Origin of the sequence: Streptomyces sp. NPDC059371 (assembly GCF_042751995.1) — a bacterium.
GTDB lineage: Bacteria > Actinomycetota > Actinomycetes > Streptomycetales > Streptomycetaceae > Streptomyces.
In genome coordinates this window covers 20958-41855 of the sequence record NZ_JBHYXD010000022.1, presented here as the reverse complement: position 1 = coordinate 41855, position 20898 = coordinate 20958, and the positions used below count along the sequence as shown (strand labels likewise).

General features: G+C 72.6%; 12 protein-coding genes and 1 pseudogene. 3 read left to right on the top strand and 10 right to left on the bottom strand.

The window, feature by feature from the left end:
* Positions 1 to 80: 80 nt before the first annotated feature.
* Together ACFXGX_RS15495 and ACFXGX_RS15490 are read right to left on the bottom strand one after the other, a co-directional pair.
* Positions 81 to 3548 carry an ATP-dependent helicase gene (locus tag ACFXGX_RS15495; RefSeq protein ID WP_384790309.1) on the bottom strand — a complete coding sequence of 1156 codons (3468 nt, stop codon included), beginning with the start codon at positions 3546 to 3548 and terminating at the stop codon, positions 81 to 83.
* A gap of 267 nt (positions 3549 to 3815) precedes the next feature.
* Entirely contained in the window at positions 3816 to 4181 is a 366-nt protein-coding gene (locus ACFXGX_RS15490) for an MGMT family protein (protein ID WP_384790306.1), read from the bottom strand.
* A 161-nt stretch (positions 4182 to 4342) separates the two neighbouring features.
* Between ACFXGX_RS15490 and ACFXGX_RS15485 the strand changes: the two genes are divergently transcribed.
* The 3 genes from ACFXGX_RS15485 to ACFXGX_RS15475 all read left to right on the top strand — a co-directional run bounded on the left by ACFXGX_RS15485 (position 4343) and on the right by ACFXGX_RS15475 (position 10554).
* Positions 4343 to 7162, top strand: a complete 2820-nt coding sequence (locus ACFXGX_RS15485; protein ID WP_384790302.1) for a lysylphosphatidylglycerol synthase domain-containing protein — start codon at positions 4343 to 4345, stop codon at positions 7160 to 7162.
* 178 nt (positions 7163 to 7340) lie between these two features.
* Positions 7341 to 8885: an alpha/beta hydrolase gene (locus ACFXGX_RS15480; protein WP_384790299.1), complete on the top strand. Its 1545-nt coding sequence runs from the start codon at positions 7341 to 7343 to the stop codon at positions 8883 to 8885.
* 115 nt (positions 8886 to 9000) lie between these two features.
* Positions 9001 to 10554, top strand: a complete 1554-nt coding sequence (locus ACFXGX_RS15475; protein ID WP_384790296.1) for an alpha/beta hydrolase — start codon at positions 9001 to 9003, stop codon at positions 10552 to 10554.
* A 71-nt stretch (positions 10555 to 10625) separates the two neighbouring features.
* On the opposite strand, the gene moeZ is transcribed toward ACFXGX_RS15475, so the two are convergent.
* The 8 genes and pseudogenes from moeZ to ACFXGX_RS15435 form a co-directional block, all read right to left on the bottom strand.
* The gene (moeZ, locus tag ACFXGX_RS15470; protein WP_384790293.1) at positions 10626 to 11804 is read right to left on the bottom strand and encodes an adenylyltransferase/sulfurtransferase MoeZ; all 1179 of its coding nucleotides are present in this window, start codon (positions 11802 to 11804) and stop codon (positions 10626 to 10628) included.
* Positions 11805 to 11867: 63 nt separating this feature from the next.
* Positions 11868 to 12617: a spherulation-specific family 4 protein gene (locus tag ACFXGX_RS15465; RefSeq protein ID WP_384790290.1), complete on the bottom strand. Its 750-nt coding sequence runs from the start codon at positions 12615 to 12617 to the stop codon at positions 11868 to 11870.
* Complete coding sequence (locus tag ACFXGX_RS15460; protein WP_384790287.1) at positions 12605 to 13567, bottom strand: NAD-dependent epimerase/dehydratase family protein; 963 nt, start codon at positions 13565 to 13567, stop codon at positions 12605 to 12607. Before ACFXGX_RS15460 ends, ACFXGX_RS15465 begins: the two co-directional genes overlap by 13 nt.
* Before the next feature lie 162 nt (positions 13568 to 13729).
* Complete coding sequence (locus tag ACFXGX_RS15455) at positions 13730 to 14887, bottom strand: hypothetical protein (RefSeq protein WP_384790284.1); 1158 nt, start codon at positions 14885 to 14887, stop codon at positions 13730 to 13732.
* On the bottom strand, positions 14884 to 16626 hold the full coding sequence (locus ACFXGX_RS15450) for a DUF3492 domain-containing protein (protein WP_384790281.1): 1743 nt from the start codon (positions 16624 to 16626) through the stop codon (positions 14884 to 14886). The genes ACFXGX_RS15455 and ACFXGX_RS15450 overlap by 4 nt, the downstream gene beginning before the upstream one ends.
* A gap of 210 nt (positions 16627 to 16836) precedes the next feature.
* A complete protein-coding gene (locus ACFXGX_RS15445) occupies positions 16837 to 18600 on the bottom strand; it encodes a dipeptide ABC transporter ATP-binding protein (protein ID WP_384790278.1) in 1764 nt (587 codons plus the stop codon).
* A complete protein-coding gene (locus tag ACFXGX_RS15440; protein WP_384790275.1) occupies positions 18597 to 19595 on the bottom strand; it encodes an ABC transporter permease in 999 nt (332 codons plus the stop codon). The genes ACFXGX_RS15445 and ACFXGX_RS15440 overlap by 4 nt, the downstream gene beginning before the upstream one ends.
* A gap of 260 nt (positions 19596 to 19855) precedes the next feature.
* Positions 19856 to 20890, bottom strand: a pseudogene (locus ACFXGX_RS15435) (ABC transporter permease); the annotation flags it as partial.
* Positions 20891 to 20898: the final 8 nt, after the last annotated feature.

Here is a 20898-nt window from a genome sequence, read left to right as displayed (position 1 = left end):
GCCCGGAACGGAGGCCTGCCATGTGCCGGTCCGGGACCCGCTCGGACCGGCGGCGGGCCCGGTACCGGTGCGGGACCCGCTCACTCGACGACCTGACGGCCCTCCGGCCGGGCGCTGCAGGATGCCCGGAACGAGCAGTGGGTGCAGTGCTGTCCCGTCGTCGGCGAGAACCGTTCGTCGAGGACCTTGCCGGCGGCGTTCGCCAGCAGGTCGCCGACCCACTCGCCCTCCAGCGGCTCCTGCGCCTGCACCTTGGGGAGGGTCTCGCCGCCGTTCTTCTTGGCGGCGCCCTGGCGGAGCTGGACGAGTTCGGCACCGCCCGCCTCGGGGCGTACGCCGTCGAAGACGTCGTCCACCGCGCCCTCGCCGACGGCGAGCTGGTAGACGGCGAGCTGGGGGTGGTGGGTCACCTCCGCGGCGGTCGGCGCCTGCTTGCCGGTCTTGAAGTCGACCACGTAGGCGCGGCCCTCGGTGTCGGCCTCGACGCGGTCCATGGAGCCGCGGATGCGTACTTCGTAGGAGCCCGCTTCGAGCGTCACGTCGAAGTCGTGCTCGCTGGCCACCGGTGTACGGCCCGTGCGGTCCATGACATGCCACTTCAGGAAGCGTTCGAGCGCCACGCGCGCGTGCTCCTTCTCCTGCGCGGACTTCCAGGGCGCGTCGAAGGCGAGCGCGTTCCACACGGAGTCGAGGCGCTCCATGAGCACGTCGAGGTCCGCGGGAGTGCGTCCGGACGCGACCTCGTCGGCGAGGACGTGCACCACGTTGCCGAAGCCCTGGGCGGCCGTCGCGGGAGCGTCGGCCTTCACCTCCCGCCCGAGGAACCACTGCAGGGCACAGGTGTTGGCGAGCTGGTCGAGCGCGCTGCCGGAGAGCACGACGGGCTGGTCGCGGTCGCGCAGCGGCACCTTGCTCTCCGTCGGCTCGTACATGCCCCACCAGCGGTAGGGGTGCGCGGAGGGCACCAGCGGGCGGCCGTCCTCGTCGGCGAGCGCGGCGAGCCTGGCGAGGCGGCGGGCCGCGGCCTGCCTGAGGTTCTCCGAGACACGCGGGTCGACCGTCGTGGCGCGCAGCTCGGCGACCAGCGGGGCGACGGCCAGCGGGCGGCGCGGGCGGCCGGTCACGTCCTTGGGTTCGACGCCGAGCTCGGTCAGGAAGCGGGAGGGCTGGTCGCCGTCGTCGGCCGGTGCCTTCACCGCCGTCACGACGAGCCGTTCACGCGCGCGCGTGGCGGCGACGTAGAACAGCCGGCGTTCCTCGGAGAGGAGCGCCCCGGGGGTGAGGGGTTCGGCGAGTCCGTCCCGCCCGATGCGGTCGGCCTCCAGCAGGGAGCCGCGGCGGCGCAGATCCGGCCACAGGCCTTCCTGGACGCCCGCGACGACGACGAGGCGCCACTCCAGGCCCTTGGAGCGGTGCGCGGTCATCAGGCGTACGGCATCGGGGCGGACGGCCCTGCGGGTGAGCGTGTCGGCCGCGATGTCCTCGGCGTCGATCTGCTCCAGGAAGTTCAGGGCGCCACGGCCGCCGGTGCGCTCCTCCGCGCGTTCGGCGGTCGCGAACAGCGCGCACACGGCGTCGAGGTCCCGGTCGGCGTTGCGTCCGGCCGCGCCGCCGCGCCGGGCGGCCCGCTCCAGGCGCTGCGGCCAGGGTGTGCCGTCCCACAGGTCCCAGAGGGCCTCCTCGGCCGTTCCGCCGCCGGCGAGACGCTCACGCGCCCTGCGCAGCAGCGCGCCGAGGCGCTGGGCCCCTCGGGCGTACGCGGGATCGTGCGCGACGAGCCGCTCCGGCTCGGCCAGCGCGCGGGCCAGCAGGACGTCGGACGGCGGCGGTACGAGGTTTCCGCCGGCCCGCTCCTCCTCGCGCAGGGCACGCCCCAGGCGCCGCAGGTCGGCGGCGTCCATGCTCGCGAGAGGCGAGGCGAGGAGCGTGAGCGCGGTCTCGGTGTCGAGCCAGGACGCGACGCGGACACCGGCCGCGTCCTCCCCCGGTTCGGCGACGCCGGCGGGCACCCCGTCCGCATCGGGCATCCCCTCCTCGTCCGGCGCCACACCCTCACCGGGCGCCACATCCGCGCTGGACATCCCGTCCGCACCGGGCGACGCGTCCGCACCGGACGCCAGATCCGCACCGGACGACCCGTCCGTACTTGTCTCCGACTCCGCGCGGGCCACCGCCCGCAGTGCCGTCAGCAGGGGCGCGACCGCGGGTTCGTGCCGCAGGGGCAGATCGTCGCCGTCGATGTCGAGGGGCACGCCCGCGGAGGTGAGCGCCCGCCGGATCGTGGGGATCGTGCGGGAACCGGCGCGCACGAGGACGGCCATCTCTCCCCAGGGGACGCCGTCCTCCAGGTGGGCACGGCGCAGGATGTCCGCGATGTTGTCGAGTTCCGTGCCGGCCGTCGGGTACGTGTAGACCTCGACGTGCCCCCCGTCCCGCACCGCGGACAGCTCACGGTGGGCGCGCACCTTCTGCGCGGGCAGCCGGGTCAGCGGCATGCGCTGAGTGAGCCGGCGGGTGGCGGCCAGCAGACCGGCGCCCGAGCGGCGGGAGGTTCCGAGGACCTCGACGGGAGCCGGGCGGCCGTCCACGCGCGGGAATGCCTCGGCGAAGTCGAGGATGCCGTTCACGTCGGCGCCGCGGAAGGCGTAGATCGACTGGTCGGGGTCGCCGAAGGCGACGAGGGTGCGCCCGCCGCCCGCGAGGCCGCGCAGCAGCCGCACCTGTGCGGGGTCGGTGTCCTGGTACTCGTCCACGTAGACGGCGTCGTACTGCGCCGCGAGCCGCTCGGCGACCTCGGGGCGGCGGACCAGTAGCACCGCGCGGTGGACCAGTTCCGCGTAGTCGAGGACCCCCTGCATGTCGAGGACGTCGAGGTACTCGGCGAGGAAGGCGGCCGCCGCGCCCCAGTCCGGGCGGCCGATGCGCCGCGCGAAGGCTTCCAGGGCGTCGGGTCCGAGACCGAGTTCCCGGCTGCGGGCGAGGACCGCGCGGACCTCGTCCGCGAAGCCGCGCGTGGTCAGGCAGGCGCGCAGTTCGTCCGGCCAGCGCACATGGGCGAGCCCCAGCCGCTCCAGGTCGGGCTGGCCCGCGAGCAGCTCGCGCACGGCCACGTCCTGCTCGGGGCCGGACAGCAGCCGCAGGGGTTCCACGAACAGGTCGCTGTCCTGGTGGGCCCGGATCAGGGCGTAGCAGAAGGAGTGGAACGTGGTGGCCCGGGGTGCGCGGGCGGCTCCTATGCGCAGTGCCATGCGGTCGCGGAGCTCGACGGCCGCCTTGCGGCTGAACGTGAGCACCAGGATCCGTTCCGGGTCGCCGCCACGTTCGATCCGGGCGGCCACGGATTCGACGAGCGTGGTCGTCTTGCCCGTACCGGGACCGGCGAGGACGAGCAGCGGTCCGCTCCCGTGGTCAACCACCGCGCGCTGTCCCGCGTCAAGACGAGGGGGGTCCACCCGGGCCGGGGAGGTCCGCACCAGCCGGTACGCACCGCGGGTCCCCTGGCGCACGGAGGGGTGCGTCGGGCGCCTGGTGGAGGAAGTGGAGCTCACGTGGTTCGCCGGTCCTGGTGGTCGTACGGGTGGGCGGACTGCCGCGTGGAGGGCGGTGACCGCGGGGTGAGAGGGACACGTGCCGACGACGCTACGCCGGTGCCGTTCGCGGAAGGGGGGCTTCCGATTCTTCCCTCACGCCCCACGCGTCCCGTGCGTCCCGTGCTGCGTCCCGTGCCCTACGAACGTACGGCATGTCACGGATGTGCCTCGTTTCCCTCGTACGGGCCTCAGTGTCCCCTTCGGCCCCGTGAATGCCCGAAGCTGTCAGGTGTGACCTTCCGCGCGTTCGCCGCCGTCCCACCGGGCCCGTCTCATGTCGACGCGTGGCAGATGCCCCGCGGAGGCCCGGCTCGCCTCCTTCAGAGGCGTCCCCTCGGCGCGGTAGTGGGCCAGCGCGTCCAGTTCGTGGCCGGGCAGCAGCACACCGTCGGCGCGCGTCACGCGCCACCACGGAACCGCGCCGCCGTACAGGGCCAGCACCCGGCCCACCTGGCGCGGGCCACCCTCCTCCAGCCATTCGGCGATGTCGCCGTACGTCATGACGCGGCCGGGCGGGATCAGCTCGGCGACGTCGAGGACCCGCTCCGCGTACTCCGGCAGCGCGTCCGCCGGAAGGCTCTCCTCGCTCATCCGCCCCATCCTGCCCCACCCCACCGACAACGTGACCCGGCGGCGACTGTGCATATTCCTTCCCGCCGGGTGACGCTTGTAGCAGATTGCGCGCCCCGCATTTGCACCCTGATGCCCCCGTGTGTCGGTCGGGCATGCCACCATCGTGCGGGCGGTGACTGGTGATACGAGATCAAGAAGAGACCATGAGGCAGCAGGGCGTGCACCCCGAAGACGCGGAGGGCACCTCCGCCGCCTCGTCACGCCCTGAGAGCGACGGCGTCGACGAGAAGGCCGCGGAGCCGTCTCCTGAGGCCGGGGCGGCGTCGTCCGAGAACCCCGGAGACGAGCAGCGGCAGGCAGAGCGCGGCACCGGCTGCGAGGACGAGGTCCACGCCGACGAGGTCGAGGGCGACGAACCGCTGCTTCCCGCGCGCGTGCACCGCCCCTCGGATCTGATGCGGCTCCTGGTCGGCGTTCTCGCGATCGTGGTGCTGCTCGCCATCGCCGCGTTCGCGCACGGCACCACCTCGGGCCTCGAACAGGACATCAACAAGGGCACCGGACAGGCACCCGATCTGCTGATCAAGATCGCGGGGCTGGCGTCCAGCATCGCGATCCTGCTCGTGCCGGTCGCCTTCGCCATCGAGCGGCTGATCAAACGGGACGGGCTGCGCATCGCCGACGGCGTCCTCGCCGCGGTCCTCGCCCACGGAGTGACACTCGCCACGGACCTGTGGGTCGCCAAGGGCGCCCCGCACTCCATCCAGGAGGCGCTCACCCAGCCCTCTCCGGGTGACATCCACGCCCTCACCGACCCGGTGCACGGCTATCTCGCACCGGTCATCGCCTACATGACCGCCGTCGGCATGTCCCGCAGACCCCGCTGGCGCGGGGTGCTCTGGGTCGTACTGCTCCTCGACGCCTTCTCCATGCTGGTCACCGGCTACACGACCCCGTTCTCGATCATCCTGACGGTGCTGATCGGCTGGACCGTCGCCTACGGAACGCTGTACGCGGTCGGTTCCCCGAACGTACGGCCGACCGGTCGGACACTGATGGCGGGCCTTCGGCACGTCGGCTTCCACCCGGTCAGCGCGGCCCGCGAGGAGATGCCGGAGACCACGGAGAGCGGCGACCGCGGCCGGCGCTACTTCGTCACCCTGGAGGACGGCCCACCGCTCGACGTCACGGTCGTCGACCGCGAACAGCAGGCCCAGGGCTTCTTCTACCGCGTCTGGCGCCGGCTGACGCTGCGCGGCATCACCACGCGCCGCAGCCTCCAGTCACTGCGCCAGGCCCTGGAGCAGGAAGCCCTCCTCGCGTACGCGGCCATCGCGGCCGGCGCCAACGCGCCCAAGCTGATCGCGACCTCCGAGCTGGGCCCCGACGCCGTGATGCTCGTCTACGAGCACACCGGCGCGCACACCCTGGACTCCCTGCCCGACGAACAGATCACCGACGAACTGCTGCGGGACACCTGGCACCAGGTACAGGCGCTGCAGTCACGGCGCATCGCGCACCGCCGGCTCGCGGGCGACGCGATTCTGGTGGATCGTTCCGGCACCGTGATCCTCACGGATCTGCGCGGCGGCGAGATCGCGGCCGGCGATCTGGTGCTGCGCATGGACATCGCCCAGCTCGTGACCACCCTCGCGCTGCGCGTGGGCGCCGAGCGCGCGGTGGCGTCGGCTGTGGGCGTGCTCGGCCCGGACGTCGTCGCGGACTGTCTGCCCATGCTGCAGCCGATCGCGCTGACGCGCTCCACGCGCGCGACACTGCGCAGACTCGGCCGGGAGCGCGCGCAGCGCGAACGCGATGCGGTCCTGGAGGCCTCGAAGCAGGCCAAACTCGCCCGCGCCGCGGAAGCGGCCGAGGAGGGCGGGGAAGCGGCCCCGCCCGTAACGGAGAAGGCCGGGAAGAAGGCCGTACGCGCCGAGCAGCGCGCCGAGAAACGGGCGATCGACGAGGCCCTGGACGAGGCGCGCGAGGAGGACCTGCTCACCCAGATCCGCCATCAGGTACTGCTGATCAGGCCCCAGGCGCCCGTGGAGCCGGCCCGGCTGGAGCGGGTCAAGCCCCGCACGCTGATCAGTGTCTTCGCCGGGGCGATCGGCGCGTACTTCCTGCTCACGCAGCTCACCCACATCGAGTTCGGGACCCTCTTCGACAACGCCGAATGGGGCTGGGTCGCGGCGGCCGCGCTGTTCTCCGCCCTCAGCTACTTCGCGGCGGCGATGAGCCTCCTCGGCTTCGTGCCGGAGCGGGTGCCGTTCCTGCGGACCGCGGCGGCCCAGGTCGCCGGCTCGTTCGTGAAGATCGTGGCGCCCGCCGCGGTCGGCGGCGTCGCCCTGAACACACGCTTCCTCCAGCGTGCCGGGGTACGGCCGGGGCTCGCGGTGGCGAGTGTCGGCGCGTCACAGCTGTTCGGGCTCGGCTGCCACATCCTGATGCTGCTGTCCTTCGGCTATCTGACCGGTACGGAGAAGACACCGTCCCTGTCACCGTCCCGCACGGTCATCGCGGGCCTGCTGACGGTCGCTGTGTTCATCCTCGTGGTGACATCGGTCCCGCTGCTGCGCAAGTTCGTCTCCACGCGCGTGAGGTCGCTCTTCGCGGGTGTCGTACCGCGCATGCTGGACGTGCTGCAGCGGCCGCAGAAGCTCGTCACCGGCATCGGCGGCATGCTGCTGCTGACGGCCTGCTTCGTGATGTGCCTGGACGCGTCGATCCGCGCGTTCGGCCACGAGGAGACGACCACGCTCAGCCTCGCCAGTGTCGCCGTCGTCTTCCTCGCCGGTAACGCGCTGGGCTCGGCGGCCCCGACCCCGGGCGGTGTCGGCGCGGTCGAGGCGACCCTCACCGTCGGCCTGATCGCCGTCGGCCTCCCCAAGGAGGTCGCTGCGCCCGCGGTGCTGCTGTACCGGCTGCTGACCCTGTGGATCCCGGTGCTGCCCGGCTGGCTGTTCTTCAACCACCTGACCCGCAAGGGCGCGCTCTAGCCCTATTGACCCGCAGGGTTGTCGACGCGGCTGATGGATGGCTGGCCGCTCAGCCACTCGACCGTGCGCCTGAGCGCCTGAGCGCCCGGCCGGCCCGACCGCGGGCTCCCGGCCGTGCCCTCACCCGCACGGCTCGTGCCCCGAGCGCCCCGCCCCGCCCGCCCGCAGGATGGGAAGCATGCCGAACCCGTCCCCGCCGCGCGCCGTCGTCGCGGCCGTCGCCGTCGTCCTGCTGACCTCGTGGGTGTCCGGCTGCGGCGACGACTCCAAGGACGAGGACCTGACGGCGCAGAAGCTGGACTGGAAGGCGTGCCCGGCACCGTCCGAGGCCCAGGGTGGCGGCACCGCCCCCTCGCCGCTGCCGGGTGGCGCGGAGTGGCAGTGCGCCACCTTGAAGGTGCCCCTCGACTGGTCCGACCCCAAGGGCGACACGATCGGGATCGCGCTGATCCGGGCGAAGGCGAGCGGTGACCCCGGCAAGCGCATCGGCTCGCTCGTCTTCAACTTCGGCGGCCCCGGCGGCTCGGGCGTCGCCACTCTGCCCGCCTTCGGAGAGGACTACGCCGCCCTGCGCACCCGCTACGACCTGGTGAGCTTCGACCCGCGCGGTGTCGGTCGCAGCGCCGGCGTGAAGTGCGAGAACGACCAGCAGCTCGACAAGTTCTTCCAGCAGGACGCCACTCCGGAGGACACCGCCGAGCAGCAGGCGCTCCTGCGGAACACGAAGTCGTTCAACGCGGCGTGCGAGAAGAACTCCGGGAAGGTCCTCCCCCACGTGCGCACGACGGACGCCGCTCGCGACATGGATCTGATGCGCCAGGTGCTCGGCGACGACAAGCTGCACTACTTCGGCATCTCGTACGGCACCGAACTGGGCGGCGTCTACGCCCACTTGTTCCCCAAGAACGTGGGCCGAGCCGTCTTCGACGGGGTCGTCGACCCCACCCAGAACGTGGAACAGAGCTCCCTCGGCCAGGCCAAGGGCTTCCAGCTCGCGCTGGACAACTTCGCGAAGGACTGCACCTCGAAGGTCGAGGACTGCCCCATCGGCGACACCCCGCAGGACGTCAAGGACCGTATCGCCCGGCTGCTGAAGGACCTCGACACCAAGCCGATTCCCGGTGTCTTCCCGCGCCGGCTCACCCAGACCGCCGCGACCAGCGGCATCGCGCAGTCGCTGTACTCCAAGGACTTCTGGGAATACCTGACGGAGGGGCTCGAGCAGGCCTACGACGGCGACGGCAAGGTGCTGATGCTGCTGTCGGACTCGATGAACGGACGCAGCGAGAACGGCCAGTACAGCAACATCACCCCGGCGAACATCTCCATCAACTGCGCCGACGACAAGCCGCGTTACACCGCGGACCATGTGAACTCGAAGGTTCCGGAGTTCCGGGCCGCCTCGCCGCTGTTCGGCGACTATCTCGCCTGGGGCATGGTCAGTTGCACCGACTGGGCCGTGCCGGGAGCCGCCGAGCACCCGGACGTCAGCGCCCCCGGCGCGGCACCGATCCTCGTGGTCGGAAACACCGGCGACCCCGCGACACCGTACGAGGGCGCCCGGGCGATGGTGAAGGCGCTCGGCAAGGGCGTCGGGGTGGAGCTGACGTACCAGGGCCAGGGGCACGGGGCGTACGACAGCAAGAACAAGTGCGTGCAGGGCGCGGTGAACGGCTATCTGCTGCAGGGCACCGTGCCACGGACCGGCACCGTCTGTTCCTAGAAAACCGCAGGTCAGAGCGTTATCCACAGGCCTCGACGGCGAACGGCGGCCGCCGCCTACTATGGCCTGCATGTGATCCGCGAACTCGTGCGGACCACAGGCGAGGGGGACACTCATGACACGTTTCGCACGGTGGACGGCCGCTGCCGCCGCCACGTTGCTGCTGGCCGGCTGCGGCGGGGGCTCGTCGACCGACAGCAAGGAGGAGGGGAAGAACGGCGACAACGCGCCGACCACCGCACCGCCCTCCGGCGGGTCGCCGGGGCTGCCCTCCTCTCTCGTCTCGCAGAGGCTCGACTGGGGCCGCTGCAAAGGCACTTCGGACTCACCCGCGCCCGGGAGCGGCTGGCAGTGCGCCACGCTCAAGGCGCCGCTGGACTACGCGAAGCCGGGCGGCGAGACGATCGGTCTGGCGCTCATCCGCTCCAAGGCGACCGGTGACCGGAGCAAGCGCATCGGCTCACTCCTGTTCAACTTCGGCGGCCCCGGCGGCTCGGGCGTCTCCACGATGCCGTGGTACGAGACCGTCGTCGGCCCGCTGCACGAGCGCTACGACCTGGTGAGCTGGGACCCGCGCGGGGTGGCCGCAAGCGAAGGGGTGCGGTGCCGCGGGGACAAGGCGATCCAGGCCTCCGAGTCGGTGGACGCGACACCGGACGACGCGGCCGAGGAAGCGGCGTACCTCAAGGACGCCGAGGACTTCGGAAAGGGCTGCGCGAAGGCCGCGGGAAGGCTGCTGTCCCATGTCTCGACGACGGACACGGCCCGCGACATGGACCTGATGCGCCAGGTCCTGGGCGACCGCCGGATGCACTACTTCGGTATCTCGTACGGGACCGAACTGGGCGGCGTGTACGCCCACTTGTTCCCGAAGAACGTGGGACGCCTGGTGCTGGACGCGGTCGTCGACCCGAGCGCCGACACCGTGGGCCACGCCAAGAACCAGACGCTGGGCTTCCAGCGCGCCCTGGACGACTACCTCAAGTCCACCGGGCAGGACCCGAAGCAGGGCTCCCGGAAGATCGCAAACCTGCTGCAGCGGATCGACGCGAACCCGCTGCCCACTTCCGGCGGGCGCGAGCTCGGCCAGACGTCGGCTCTCACCGGCATCGTGCTGCCGCTCTACAGCAAGGCGGGCTGGCCGCGTCTGACGAAGGCTCTGAAGGACGCCGAGGGCGGGGACGGTTCGGCCCTGCTGGCACTCGCCGACGACTACAACGACCGCGACGCCTCGGGGCACTACGGCACGACGACCCATTCCCAGCGGGTCATATCGTGCTTGGACGACAAGGAGCGGCCGACTCCCGAGGAGACGAAGAAGCGGCTGCCCGAGTTCGAGAAGATATCGCCCGTCTTCGGGGACTTCATGGGCTGGGACACGGCGGGCTGGTGTCACGACTGGCCGGTGGCCGGACAGTACGACAGTCCCGAGGTCAGCGCGCCGGGAGCCGCACCCGTGCTGATCGTCGGCAACACCGGGGACCCCGCGACACCGTACGAGGGCGCGCGCAGGATGGCGGACGAGCTCGGCAAGGACGTCGGCGTGGAGCTCACCTGGAAGGGCGAGGGCCATGGCGCCTACGGGAGCGGGAGCGAGTGTGTCGACTCGACCGTGAACAGCTATCTGCAGAACGGAACGGTGCCGAAGGACGGCAAGGTCTGCTCATGACGACGGCGGGGGACTCACGGACACCCGGTCCGCGAAACCCCCGCCGCCGAAAGAGCGGGCCGGTCCGCCGGTCAGTACACCGGCTTCTCGGGCTCGATCTGGTTGACCCAGCCGATCACGCCGCCGCCGACGTGCACCGCGTCGGAGAAACCGGCGGACTTCAGGACGGCGAGGACCTCCGCACTGCGGACACCCGTCTTGCAGTGCAGGACGATCTTCTTGTCCTGCGGCAGGGTCTCCAGGGCGGTGCCCATGAGGAACTCGTTCTTCGGGATCAGCTTGGCGCCGGGGATCGAGACGATCTCGTACTCGTTGACCTCGCGGACGTCGATGATCTCGATGTTCTCGCCGTCGTCGATCCACTCCTTGAGCTGCTTGGGAGTGATCGTCGAGCCGGCGGCCGCCTCCTGGGCCTCCTCGGACACGACGCCGCAGAAGGCCTCGTAGTCGATGAGCTCGGTGACGGTGGGGTTCTCGCCGCAGACCGCGCAGTTCGGGTCCTTGCGGACCTTGACCTGGCGGTACTGCATCTCCAGGGCGTCGTAGATCATCAGGCGGCCCAGGAGCGGCTCACCGATGCCGGCGAGCAGCTTGATCGCTTCGTTGACCTGGATGGAGCCGATGGACGCGCACAGCACGCCGAGGACGCCGCCCTCGGCGCAGGAGGGGACCATGCCCGGCGGCGGGGGCTCCGGGTAGAGGCAGCGGTAGCAGGGGCCGTGCTCGGACCAGAAGACGGAGGCCTGGCCGTCGAAGCGGTAGATCGAGCCCCACACGTACGGCTTGTTGAGCAGCACGCAGGCGTCGTTGACGAGGTACCGGGTCGCGAAGTTGTCGGTGCCGTCGACGATCAGGTCGTACTGGCTGAAGATGTCCATCACGTTCTCGGCCTCGAGCCGCTCTTCGTGAAGGACCACGTTCACGTACGGGTTGATGCCCAGTACGGAATCGCGCGCGGACGCGGCCTTGGAACGGCCGATGTCCGCCTGGCTGTGGATGATCTGGCGCTGCAGGTTCGACTCGTCGACCTCGTCGAACTCCACGATGCCGAGCGTGCCGACGCCCGCCGCGGCCAGGTACATCAGCGCCGGCGATCCGAGGCCGCCGGCGCCCACACAGAGCACCTTGGCGTTCTTCAGCCGCTTCTGCCCGTCCATGCCCACATCGGGGATGATCAGGTGGCGGGAGTACCTGCGGACCTCGTCTACGGTGAGCTCAGAGGCTGGCTCGACCAGGGGTGGCAGCGACACGGGGACTCCGTTGGTCGGTCTATCACTACGGTTGTTCTCCCCGTAACACTGCCACGCCCTTCTTCATTCCGAGACACCCGTTCCGATCCGCGAGACGATCTCGTCCCAGTAGCCGGGCATCGCCTCCCAGGGGTCGGCCGTTCCGCCGTGATCGGAGCGGTCGGTGAAGTAGATCGTCGAGGCGCCCTGCCAGCGGGCGATGCGCAGTGCCTCCTCCAGATGGCCCCGCGGCACGCCGTGCACGATGTGGCAGAAGCGCTCGGCGGGATAGTCGGCGGTCCACTCGGCGACCTGCGACCAGCGGTAGTCGGTCCAGGGGCCCGAGAAGGTGACGAGTTGGTCGGCGCTCTCGGCATAGCCCGGGTGCGGGTGGGTGCCGTGGCCGAACACGATGTGGGCGCCGTCCCTCAGCCGGCGCAGTTCGTCGGCCGTCCGGCGGGTGTCGGGCAGCGCGGCGCGTTCGGTGGGGCAGCGGTCGAGGATGAATCCGTCGGCCTGGTACCAGTCGAGATGGCGGCGCGCGTCGGCGATCAGTTCGCCGAAGGGGCGTACTCCATGGGCGGCGTCGAGGAGTCCCAGTACCCGGACCCCCGCGTTGCGCAGCCGTCCCGTGGCCTCCAGACAGCGTGGGTCGGGCCGCTCGCCGGGGCCGTCGTCCACGTTCAGGACGACCCAGTGCAAGGGGGTGCCGGGGCGGGTGAGTTCGTCCCATTCCTGGGGAGCGACGAGGGGGTGCGCATAGCCGGGGACGCCGAAGCCGAGTCCGAGGCCGGTGCTCGCGCTGCCGGTCGCGGTCCTGGTCAGATACGACATGCCGCCTCCATCCAGATGTCGGCCAGGGATTCCTCGAGGTTGATCCGGGGCCGCCAGCCGAGCCGGTCGCGCGCGGTGCGCACGTCGGCCTGCTGCCAGCTCCCGCAGCCGTCCGGGTAGGGGTACGACACCGGGGCCACGTGGTCGGGTTCGGGGCGGGGGTGGCCGATGGACGGCCTCATGGACGGGCCGGACGGGCCGTCGAGTTCGTGCAGGCTGCCGCTGTAGCCGGCGACGCGCGCGAGGACGGCGGCGGCGTCGCGGAGACGCACGGCGCGGCCCGAGCCGATGTTGATCACGCCTTGCGCGGCGGACAGGGAGGCGGCGTGGACGGCGCGGGCGACATCGCGGACGTCGATGAAGTCGCGCTGGACACCGAGGCCGCCGAGCTTGAGTTCGCCGTCGCTGGCCTGCATGGCGCGGCGCAGGGCTTCGGCCAGCCGGCCGAGCGGGGATCCGGCGGGCGTGCCGGGTCCTGCGGGGGAGAAGACACGAAGCACCACGGCGTCCAGGCCGGAGCCGAGGACGAGTTCCGTAGCGGCGAGTTTGCTCACTCCGTACGGCCCGCCCGGGCGCGGCACGGCGTCCTCCGCGGTGGAGGAGCCGGGCTGGCTGGGCCCGTACTCGGCTCCGCAGCCGATCTGAACCAGCCGGGCCCCGCAACCGCTGCGGCGCAGGGCCTCGCACACGGTGGCGACGGCGACGGTGTTGTGCCGGGTCAGTTCGCGGGCGCCGCCGCGGGTGGCGCCCGCGCAGTTGATGACGACTCCGGGATGCACCGCGTCCAGGAAGCGGGTGAGTGCGCCGGGGCTGCCCGAGGCGAGGTCGAACCGTACGTCGGCGTCGTCGCCCCGGCCGAGCGCGGTGAGCTGTACGGCCGGGTCGGCGAGCAGTCTGTCGGCGACGAATCGGCCGAGGTAGCCATTGGCTCCGATCAGCAGGACCCTCATCGGGCGGCTCCCGGGGCGGATTCTCCGGTTCGGGAGGTGATCATCTGGCTGTCTCCTTCAAGGTGATGCCGTAGGTCGGGGAGAGGGCCCGCGGTGTCGGCCCCGCGGGAGTAGGGGGCCCGGATCCCGGAAGCCGCGAGGCTGCCCGGGTCCGGGGAGGGCTCACGGCGGCGGGGAGGGCTGGGCGTGGGCCGAGGCACGGGTGAGCGTGCGGGTCGCCTGGACGAGGAGGACGAGGGCGCCCGCCCCGCAGGCCAGGGCCGGCACGGTCCCGGCGCCCGCCGCGTCGACCAGGCCGTCGACGGGGGCGGCCAGGAACGAGCAGCCGGGCAGCCGCGCGGCGAAGACCGAGGCGAGGGCGGTGGCCTCCACCGCACCCGCGCCGGCGAGCGCGCGGCCCGGGACGTGGGAGAAGCCGCGTGCCGTGAGCAGCCGCGCGAGGAGGAGCAGCGCGCCGAGGGCACCGGCTCCGGCGAAGGCGGGGGGCTCGTCCAGTGCCGTCCCGCAGAGGGCGAGCAGCCCGCACAGCGCGGACATGAACAGGGCGAGTGCCCCGAGGAGCAGGGGGCGTACGGAGGCGGCGAACTCCTCCAGGCCGCGGCTCGCGCTGAGCCGGCGGCGGGCGCGGTCGGCGAAGAGGTGGGCGCACCAGGCCGCCGGGGCGCAGGCCAGGCAGAGGGCCAGCACGGGTGCGGTGGCCAGGGGCCAGGATCCGTGCGGGCCGCCGTCCCGGGCGGCGCTCAGCAGTCCGTCTCCGACGAGGGCGTACGCGACGAGCCAGCAGGTCCACGCCCGTGCGGCGCCCGTCGTGCGGTGCGGGGTGCTCAGGGGGCCGCGCCGGAAGGCGAGGTACGGGCCCGAGGCGATGACCAGGGCGCCGAACGCGGCGACGGCCAGACGCGGTTGCCCCTCGGTGAGCCGCAGTCCGACGACGACGGCCGCGCCGAGGGTGCCTGGCACGAGGGCGAGCGCCGCCCAGGAGGAGCGCGGGCCGGAGGGTCCAGGTGTGCCGGTGCGGGGGGCCGCCTCCCCGTCGCGGGCCGCGCGGGCGTACATCTCCTCGGCGAGCGAGAAGACGTCCCGGTGCCGCAGACGTGCGGCGGTCCGGTCGGTGACCCCGTGCGCCTCCAGACCCGCCGCGATCTCCAGCGGGTCCACCGCGCGCTCGCACAGCTCGCGATGCCGGTGCATGAGCGCCTTCACGGGGTCCACCGCGCCGCGGCGCCCGGCGGGCCCGTGCGTGCCGTGCAGGCCGTCACGGGCGGAATCGCCGTCGCGGAGGGGGGCGGCGGTGCCGCGTCCCGCGCTGTCGATGGTCACGCGCCCTCCCCGACGGAAACGGGTACCGGAGGGGGCACGGTGGCTCGGACCGGTGCCCCCTCCGCCCAGCGCGGCCGGCGTTCGGTCGTGAAGCGGGTCTCGGTCCAGCAGCCGGGCACATGGGCCTCGGCGGGGACGCTGAAGGGCAGCGGCTCCCCCTCGTCGTCCACGACGACCCGGCGCACCGGGGAGTGCGAGACGATCTCCAGGTAAATGCCGTGAAATGCCGTGATGTTCTGCTCGACGGTGAAGAGTTCGAGGGCACGTGCGCGGGCGGCCGCGCCGAGCCGCTCACGGCGCTCGGGGTCGCGCAGCAGTGCGACGCACGCCTCCGCGAGCGCCCGCGGATTGCGCGGCGGAACCCCCAGACCCGTACCGCCGATGACCTCGACGACCGCGCCCACGTCCGTGGAGACGGTGGCCCGGCCGCAGAGCATGGCCTCGACGAGGCTCACCGGGAAGCCCTCGACGACGCTGGACAGGACGACCACGGCGCCGCAGGCGTAGGCCTCCGCGAGGCTCGGGATCTCGGGGCCCCCGATCTCCTCGAAGGAGACGGGGTTGTCGCCGACGGCGTGCACGCCCTCCGCCTCGTCGGGGAAGAGCTGCGCGGCCAGCGCCTTGCAGTGGGTCAGATAGGTGGCGGCGTCCGCGTCCTCCGCGGGGGCGCCGACGATCCGGAGCCGGGTCCCCGGCTCGGCCTTGCGGATCTCGGCGAAGGAGTGCAGCAGGGAGATCAGGTCCTTGGCCGGTTCGATGCGGCCGACCCAGACCAGCGTCCCGGGGTCCGCGGAGCGGCTGCCCCGCACTCCCTCCCCGACGTCCGCGAAGCGCGCGGCCTCCATGCCGGGGTGGACGGTGCGCAGTTTGGCGCGGTCGGCGCCGCAACGCTCCTGCCAGCGACGGGCATGCGCGTTGCCGGGCGTGATGAGCGCGGCCGCGCGGTAGACCTCGGTGGCCAGTCGGCCGTGGAACGCGGCGAGCAGCGCCCGGACCACGGGGCCCTCTTCGAGCGTCGCGGCGGCCAGGTAGTGCGCCCGCAGGTGCACGCCGTACTCGGTGACCAGCAGCGGGACGCCGAGGAAGTGCCGGGCGAGGAGGCCGGGCAGTGCCGCCGCCCCGCCGGCCGCGGCGTGGCAGAGGTCCGCCGAGCCGAGCGCGTCGTCCGCGTACCAGTCCAGCGAGAGGGGGCGCAGCGTGCGCTCGACGTGCGCGGCGACGGTGAGCAGGTCGGGGACGCGCGCGGTGCGGGCCGTACGGAGTGCGCCGGGTGCGCGACAGGCCTGTTCGAGGACGCGCACCGCGTCCTCGGAGCGCAGGGCGCCGGCCAGCCCGCCCTCGTCCCGGGCGAGTTCGGCCAGCCCGTACAGGGCGCTGGCGAAACGGTCCGCCTCGGCGGCGGCGTGAGCCGCCGGGTCCCCGGGGGCTTCGGTGCTCGCGTCTCGGGGTCCCCCGCACACCGCGGCCACCAGCTCGCCGTACGTCTCGGCGAACCGGCGCCGGACCCGGCGCCCGTACACCACGCCGTCGTCGTGCGTCGTCCACAGCGGTGCCGTGCGGACGCGGCCGACCTGGGGCGGCAGCCGGACCCAGCCCTGGTCCTCCTGGCGCTCGGTGCGGCTGAGCGCGTAGAGGTCGAACTCGTGCTGCCCGAGCCCGCGCACGAGCCGGTCGCACCAGAGTCCGGCGTCACCGCTCACATACGGATAGCCACCCTCCGTAAGCAGTCCGATGCGCACGAGCACACCCCCGATCTCCCGTATGAGGAGCCGTCGTTGACCCGGCGGCTCGCAGCGGGACGAAGGTATGCGGACAAGGCGGTGGTGCGACGGACGGTTGTCCATCGCACCACCAAAAGGGGTGAACGGTCGTAACTTTCCCGCGCAGGTCGCGTTTCGTAGCGCTACGCGTTCACGCGGGCACGTTCCCGCGGACCCCGGGCGTGTGGATCACGCCGGGGACAGTTCCTCGCGCTCCGCGCGGCGCCGTGCCGCGATCTCCGGGTCGAGCGCCGGTACGGCGGCCAGCAGCTGCCGGGTGTACGGGTCGCGGGGACTCTCGTAGACCTCGTCGGCGGGACCGTGCTCGACGATCCGGCCGCGCCGCATCACCGCCACATGGTCGCTGACCTGGCGTACGACCGCGAGGTCGTGCGCCACGAACACCAACGCGAGCCCGAGCTCCCGCTGCAGCTCACCGAGCAGGGCGACCACCTGGGCCTGTGTGGTGACGTCGAGCGCGGAGACCGGTTCGTCGCACACGATGACGTGCGGTTCCGCGGCCAGTGCCCGTGCGATGCCCACACGCTGACGCTGTCCGCCGCTGAACTCGTGCGGGTAGCGGTCGTAGTGCGATCCGTCGAGCCCCACGCGCTCCAGCAGTTCCCGTACGCGCCCTCGGACACGCCCCTCGTCCCGGTCTCCGCGCGCCCGCAACGGGTCGGCGATGGACTCGCCCACGCTGCGCCGGGGGTTGAGGGACGACACCGGGTCCTGGAAGACCATCTGCACCGAGGGGCGGACGCCGGACTGTTCGCGCCCTTCGTGACGGACCACGCCGGCGGTGGGTTCCAGGAGCCCGACCAGCATCCTTCCCAGGGTCGTCTTCCCGCTGCCGCTCTCACCGACGATGCCGAGGGTCTCGCCCCGGCGGACGCTCAGCGACACGTCGTCGACGGCCGTGAACCTCCGCTTCCCGCGCCCGAACTCCCGCCGGAGCCCGGCCGCTTCGAGGACGACGTCGCCCGGCCCGGTGACCGCGTCCGGCCCGGTGACCGCGTCCGGCCCAATGACGTCGTCCGGTCCGCCGATGTCCTTCGGCCGGACGACGTCGGCGGCCCGGGGTGTGTCCACGCGCGGGACGGCGCCGAGGAGTTCGCGGGTGTACGGCTCCCGGGGCGCGCCGAGGACGTCACGCACCGGCCCGTGCTCGACCGCGCGTCCGTGCCGCATGACCAGGATCTCGTCGACGCTCTCGGCCGCGACCCCGACGTCATGGGTGACCAGCAGCAGTCCTGTCCCGGTCTCGTGGCGCAGGGTGTGCAGGAGGTCGAGGATCTGCGCCTGGACGGTCACGTCGAGCGCCGTGGTGGGCTCGTCGGCGATCAGGAGCTCGGGTTCGCAGGCCAGCGCCATGGCGATGAGGGCGCGCTGGCGCATACCGCCGCTGAACTCGTGCGGGCGCGAGCGGGACCGGCGGGCCGCGTCGGGGATGCCGACGCGGTCCAGCACACGCACCGTACGCGCGCGTGCCGCCCGCCGGGACGCCTTGGCGTGCACCCGGTACACCTCGGCGATCTGGTCGCCGACCGCGTAGTACGGGTCGAGGGAGGACAGCGGGTCCTGGAAGACCATGGCCGCCTTCCCGCCGCGCAGCCCGCGCAGTTCGTCGTCGGACGCCCGCTGGACGTCGACGCCGGCCACACGGACCGTGCCGTCGACGCGCGCTCCGGTGCCCCGGTGCAGGGCCAGCAGGGCCGACGCCACGGTGGACTTGCCCGAGCCGGACTCGCCGACCAGGCCGAGAGCGGCGCCCTTCTCCAGCCGGAAGGAGATCCCGTCGACGGCGCGCAGACCCCCGAAGTCGACGACGAGGTCGCGCACTTCGACCAGCGGGGCGGCGGAAGCGGCCGGGGCGGAGTCCGCGGAGGAGCGGGGAGAGGAGTCCGCCCCCGCCTGATCGACCGTGGACAGGGTCGGGGAAGAGTCGCTCATGCCAGCACCACCCGTCGGTCGGCCACCGCGTAGAGCACGTCCGCGACGGCGTTGGCGATGACCACGAAGAAGCCGATGACCAGGACCATGCCGACGACCACGGGAAGGTCGACGACGTTCACCGCGTGCACCAGTTCCTGGCCGATGCCGGGCAGTCCGAAGAGCGTCTCGGTGAGCACCGCGCCGCCGACCGCAGACCCGAAGGTGTTGGCGTTCAGCGCGATGATCGAGGCGAGCGCTCCCCGGACGGCGTGCCGCCCGATGATCGACCGCTCCCCCACGCCGTACGCGCGGAAGGTCCGGATGTGGTCCTCGGCCAGCGTCTCCAGCATCGAGGCCCTGGTCAGCCGGGCGAACGCGGCGGCTTCGACGAGGGCGAGCGAGAGCCAGGGGAGCACCAGGTTCCACGCCCACTGTTCGGGGTCGTCGGAGAAGTTCACGTACTGCGGGAAGGGCAGCAGTTCGAGCTGGCCGCAGACGACGATCATCAGGATCAGACCGATGACGAAGACGGGCGTCGCCGTGCCGGCGAGGGTGAGCCCGGTGAGCACCCGCTCGCTGAGCCGGCCGCGCCGCCAGGCGGAGAGCACGCCGGTGCCGACACCGAGCACGAGCCATACGACCATGGCGCCGAACACCAGCGACAGGCTGACCGGCAGCTTCGTCAGGATCAGCCGGGTGACCTGCTGGTCCGTCCGGTAGGACAGCCCGAGGCAGGGCGCCGGGCAGTGCTGGACCGAGGTGCCGGTCGAGTAGTCCTGGCCGGCGAGGATGCCTTCGAGGAAGTGCCAGTAGCGCACGTACAGCGGGTCGTCGAGGTGCAACTGCTGGGCGACCTGGTGCACTTGGAGGGGTGAGCAGCGCGGGCCGCAGGTGATCTGGGCGACGTTGCCCGGTGTCGCGTAGAAGACGACGTAGACAATCACCGAGATGGCGAGGAGGGTGACCGCGGTGGCGAGGGTCCGGCGCAGGACGAACCCGGTGAAGCCGTTCATGCCGTGGCCTCCTTCGTCCCGTCGGCGGGCACACCGGACCGGGACCGATCCGCGCCGGGGGCGTCGGACCGGGTCAGATCCGCGCCGGGGGCGTCGGACCGGGTCAGATCGGCGCTTGACGCGCCGGCCAGAGGCAGATCCACGCCGGGCGCGTCGCCCAGCGGCAGATCCGCGCCAGGCGCGCCGGCCGGGGGCAGCTCCGTGCCGGACGCGTCGGCGGGCGGCAGATCCGTGCCGGACGTGTCCTGTCGGGGCACGGTCGCGTCGCCGCCGGCCCGCGTGGTCCCGTTCGCCTCGGCCCTGGCCTCTCCCTTGCGGCCCGTGCCGACGCGCAGGCGGGAGGCCGCGCGGGGGTCGAGGGCCGTGCGCACGCCGTCGCCGAGGACGGTCAGGGCCAGGACGGTGAGGAAGAGCGCGCCCGCGGGCAGCAGCAGGTACTGGGGCGCCGCCTGGTACCAGACGTCGGCGGAGGTCAGCATCTGTCCCCAGGACGGAGTCGGCGGCTTCACGCCGACGCCGAGGAAGGACAGGGCGGCCTCGACGCCGATGTTCATCGGCACGAGGAGCGCGGAGTAGGTGATGAGCGGGGCGGCGAGGCCCGGCAGCAGGTCGCGGCGGGCGATCCGCCAGGTGCCCCAGCCGCTGAGCCGGGCGGCGGCGACGTAGTCGAGCTGCTTGAGGGTGAGCGTCTGCGCGCGCACGATCTTCGCGAGCGTGCCCCAGGCGATCAGCCCGATGACGAGGGCGACCAGGACGGGTCGCGGGAAACTGCCGGGCACGACGGCCAGCAGCGCCAACGACATGATCATCAGCGGCAGCGCGACGATGATCTCGGTGATCCGGCTCAGCACTTGATCGACCCATCGGTTCCCGAGGGCCGCCGAGACGCCGACGAGGACGGCGATGAGGACCTGCACCACGGTCGCGGCGAGCGCGACGCCGAGGGAGACCCTGGCGCCGTAGACGAGGCGTGCGAACAGGTCGCGGCCGGTCTGGGGTTCGACGCCGAGCCAGTGGTCGGCGCCGATGCCGCCGAGCGGGCCGACGGGGACGCCGCCGCGCGCGGAGTCCACCAGCGAGGGGTGGTAGGTGGTGGGGTCCTGGCCCTCGATCGCCGTGAGCAGCGGTGCGGCGAGCGCGATCAGGACGAGCAGCGCCACAACGGCCGCCGCGACCAGGGCGGCGCGCTGCGCACGCAGCCGCCGCCAGAACTGACGGGCCCCCGAGGCCCCCGGGGGGGGGGGGGGCGCGCCCCTCGGGGGGGGGGGGGGCGCCTCTAGCGACCGGCGCCACACTCGCACAC

Excerpts from the sequence above, each read along its gene's own strand:
- ACFXGX_RS15480 (WP_384790299.1), top strand. The coding sequence starts at position 7,341 with ATGCCGAACCCGTCCCCGCCGCGCGCCGTCGTCGCGGCCGTCGCCGTC.
- ACFXGX_RS15460 (WP_384790287.1), bottom strand. The coding sequence starts at position 13,567 with ATGAGGGTCCTGCTGATCGGAGCCAATGGCTACCTCGGCCGATTCGTC.
- ACFXGX_RS15465 (WP_384790290.1), bottom strand. The coding sequence starts at position 12,617 with ATGTCGTATCTGACCAGGACCGCGACCGGCAGCGCGAGCACCGGCCTC.
- ACFXGX_RS15445 (WP_384790278.1), bottom strand. The coding sequence starts at position 18,600 with ATGAGCGACTCTTCCCCGACCCTGTCCACGGTCGATCAGGCGGGGGCG.
- ACFXGX_RS15475 (WP_384790296.1), top strand. The coding sequence starts at position 9,001 with ATGACACGTTTCGCACGGTGGACGGCCGCTGCCGCCGCCACGTTGCTG.
- ACFXGX_RS15490 (WP_384790306.1), bottom strand. The coding sequence starts at position 4,181 with ATGAGCGAGGAGAGCCTTCCGGCGGACGCGCTGCCGGAGTACGCGGAG.
- ACFXGX_RS15440 (WP_384790275.1), bottom strand. The coding sequence starts at position 19,595 with ATGAACGGCTTCACCGGGTTCGTCCTGCGCCGGACCCTCGCCACCGCG.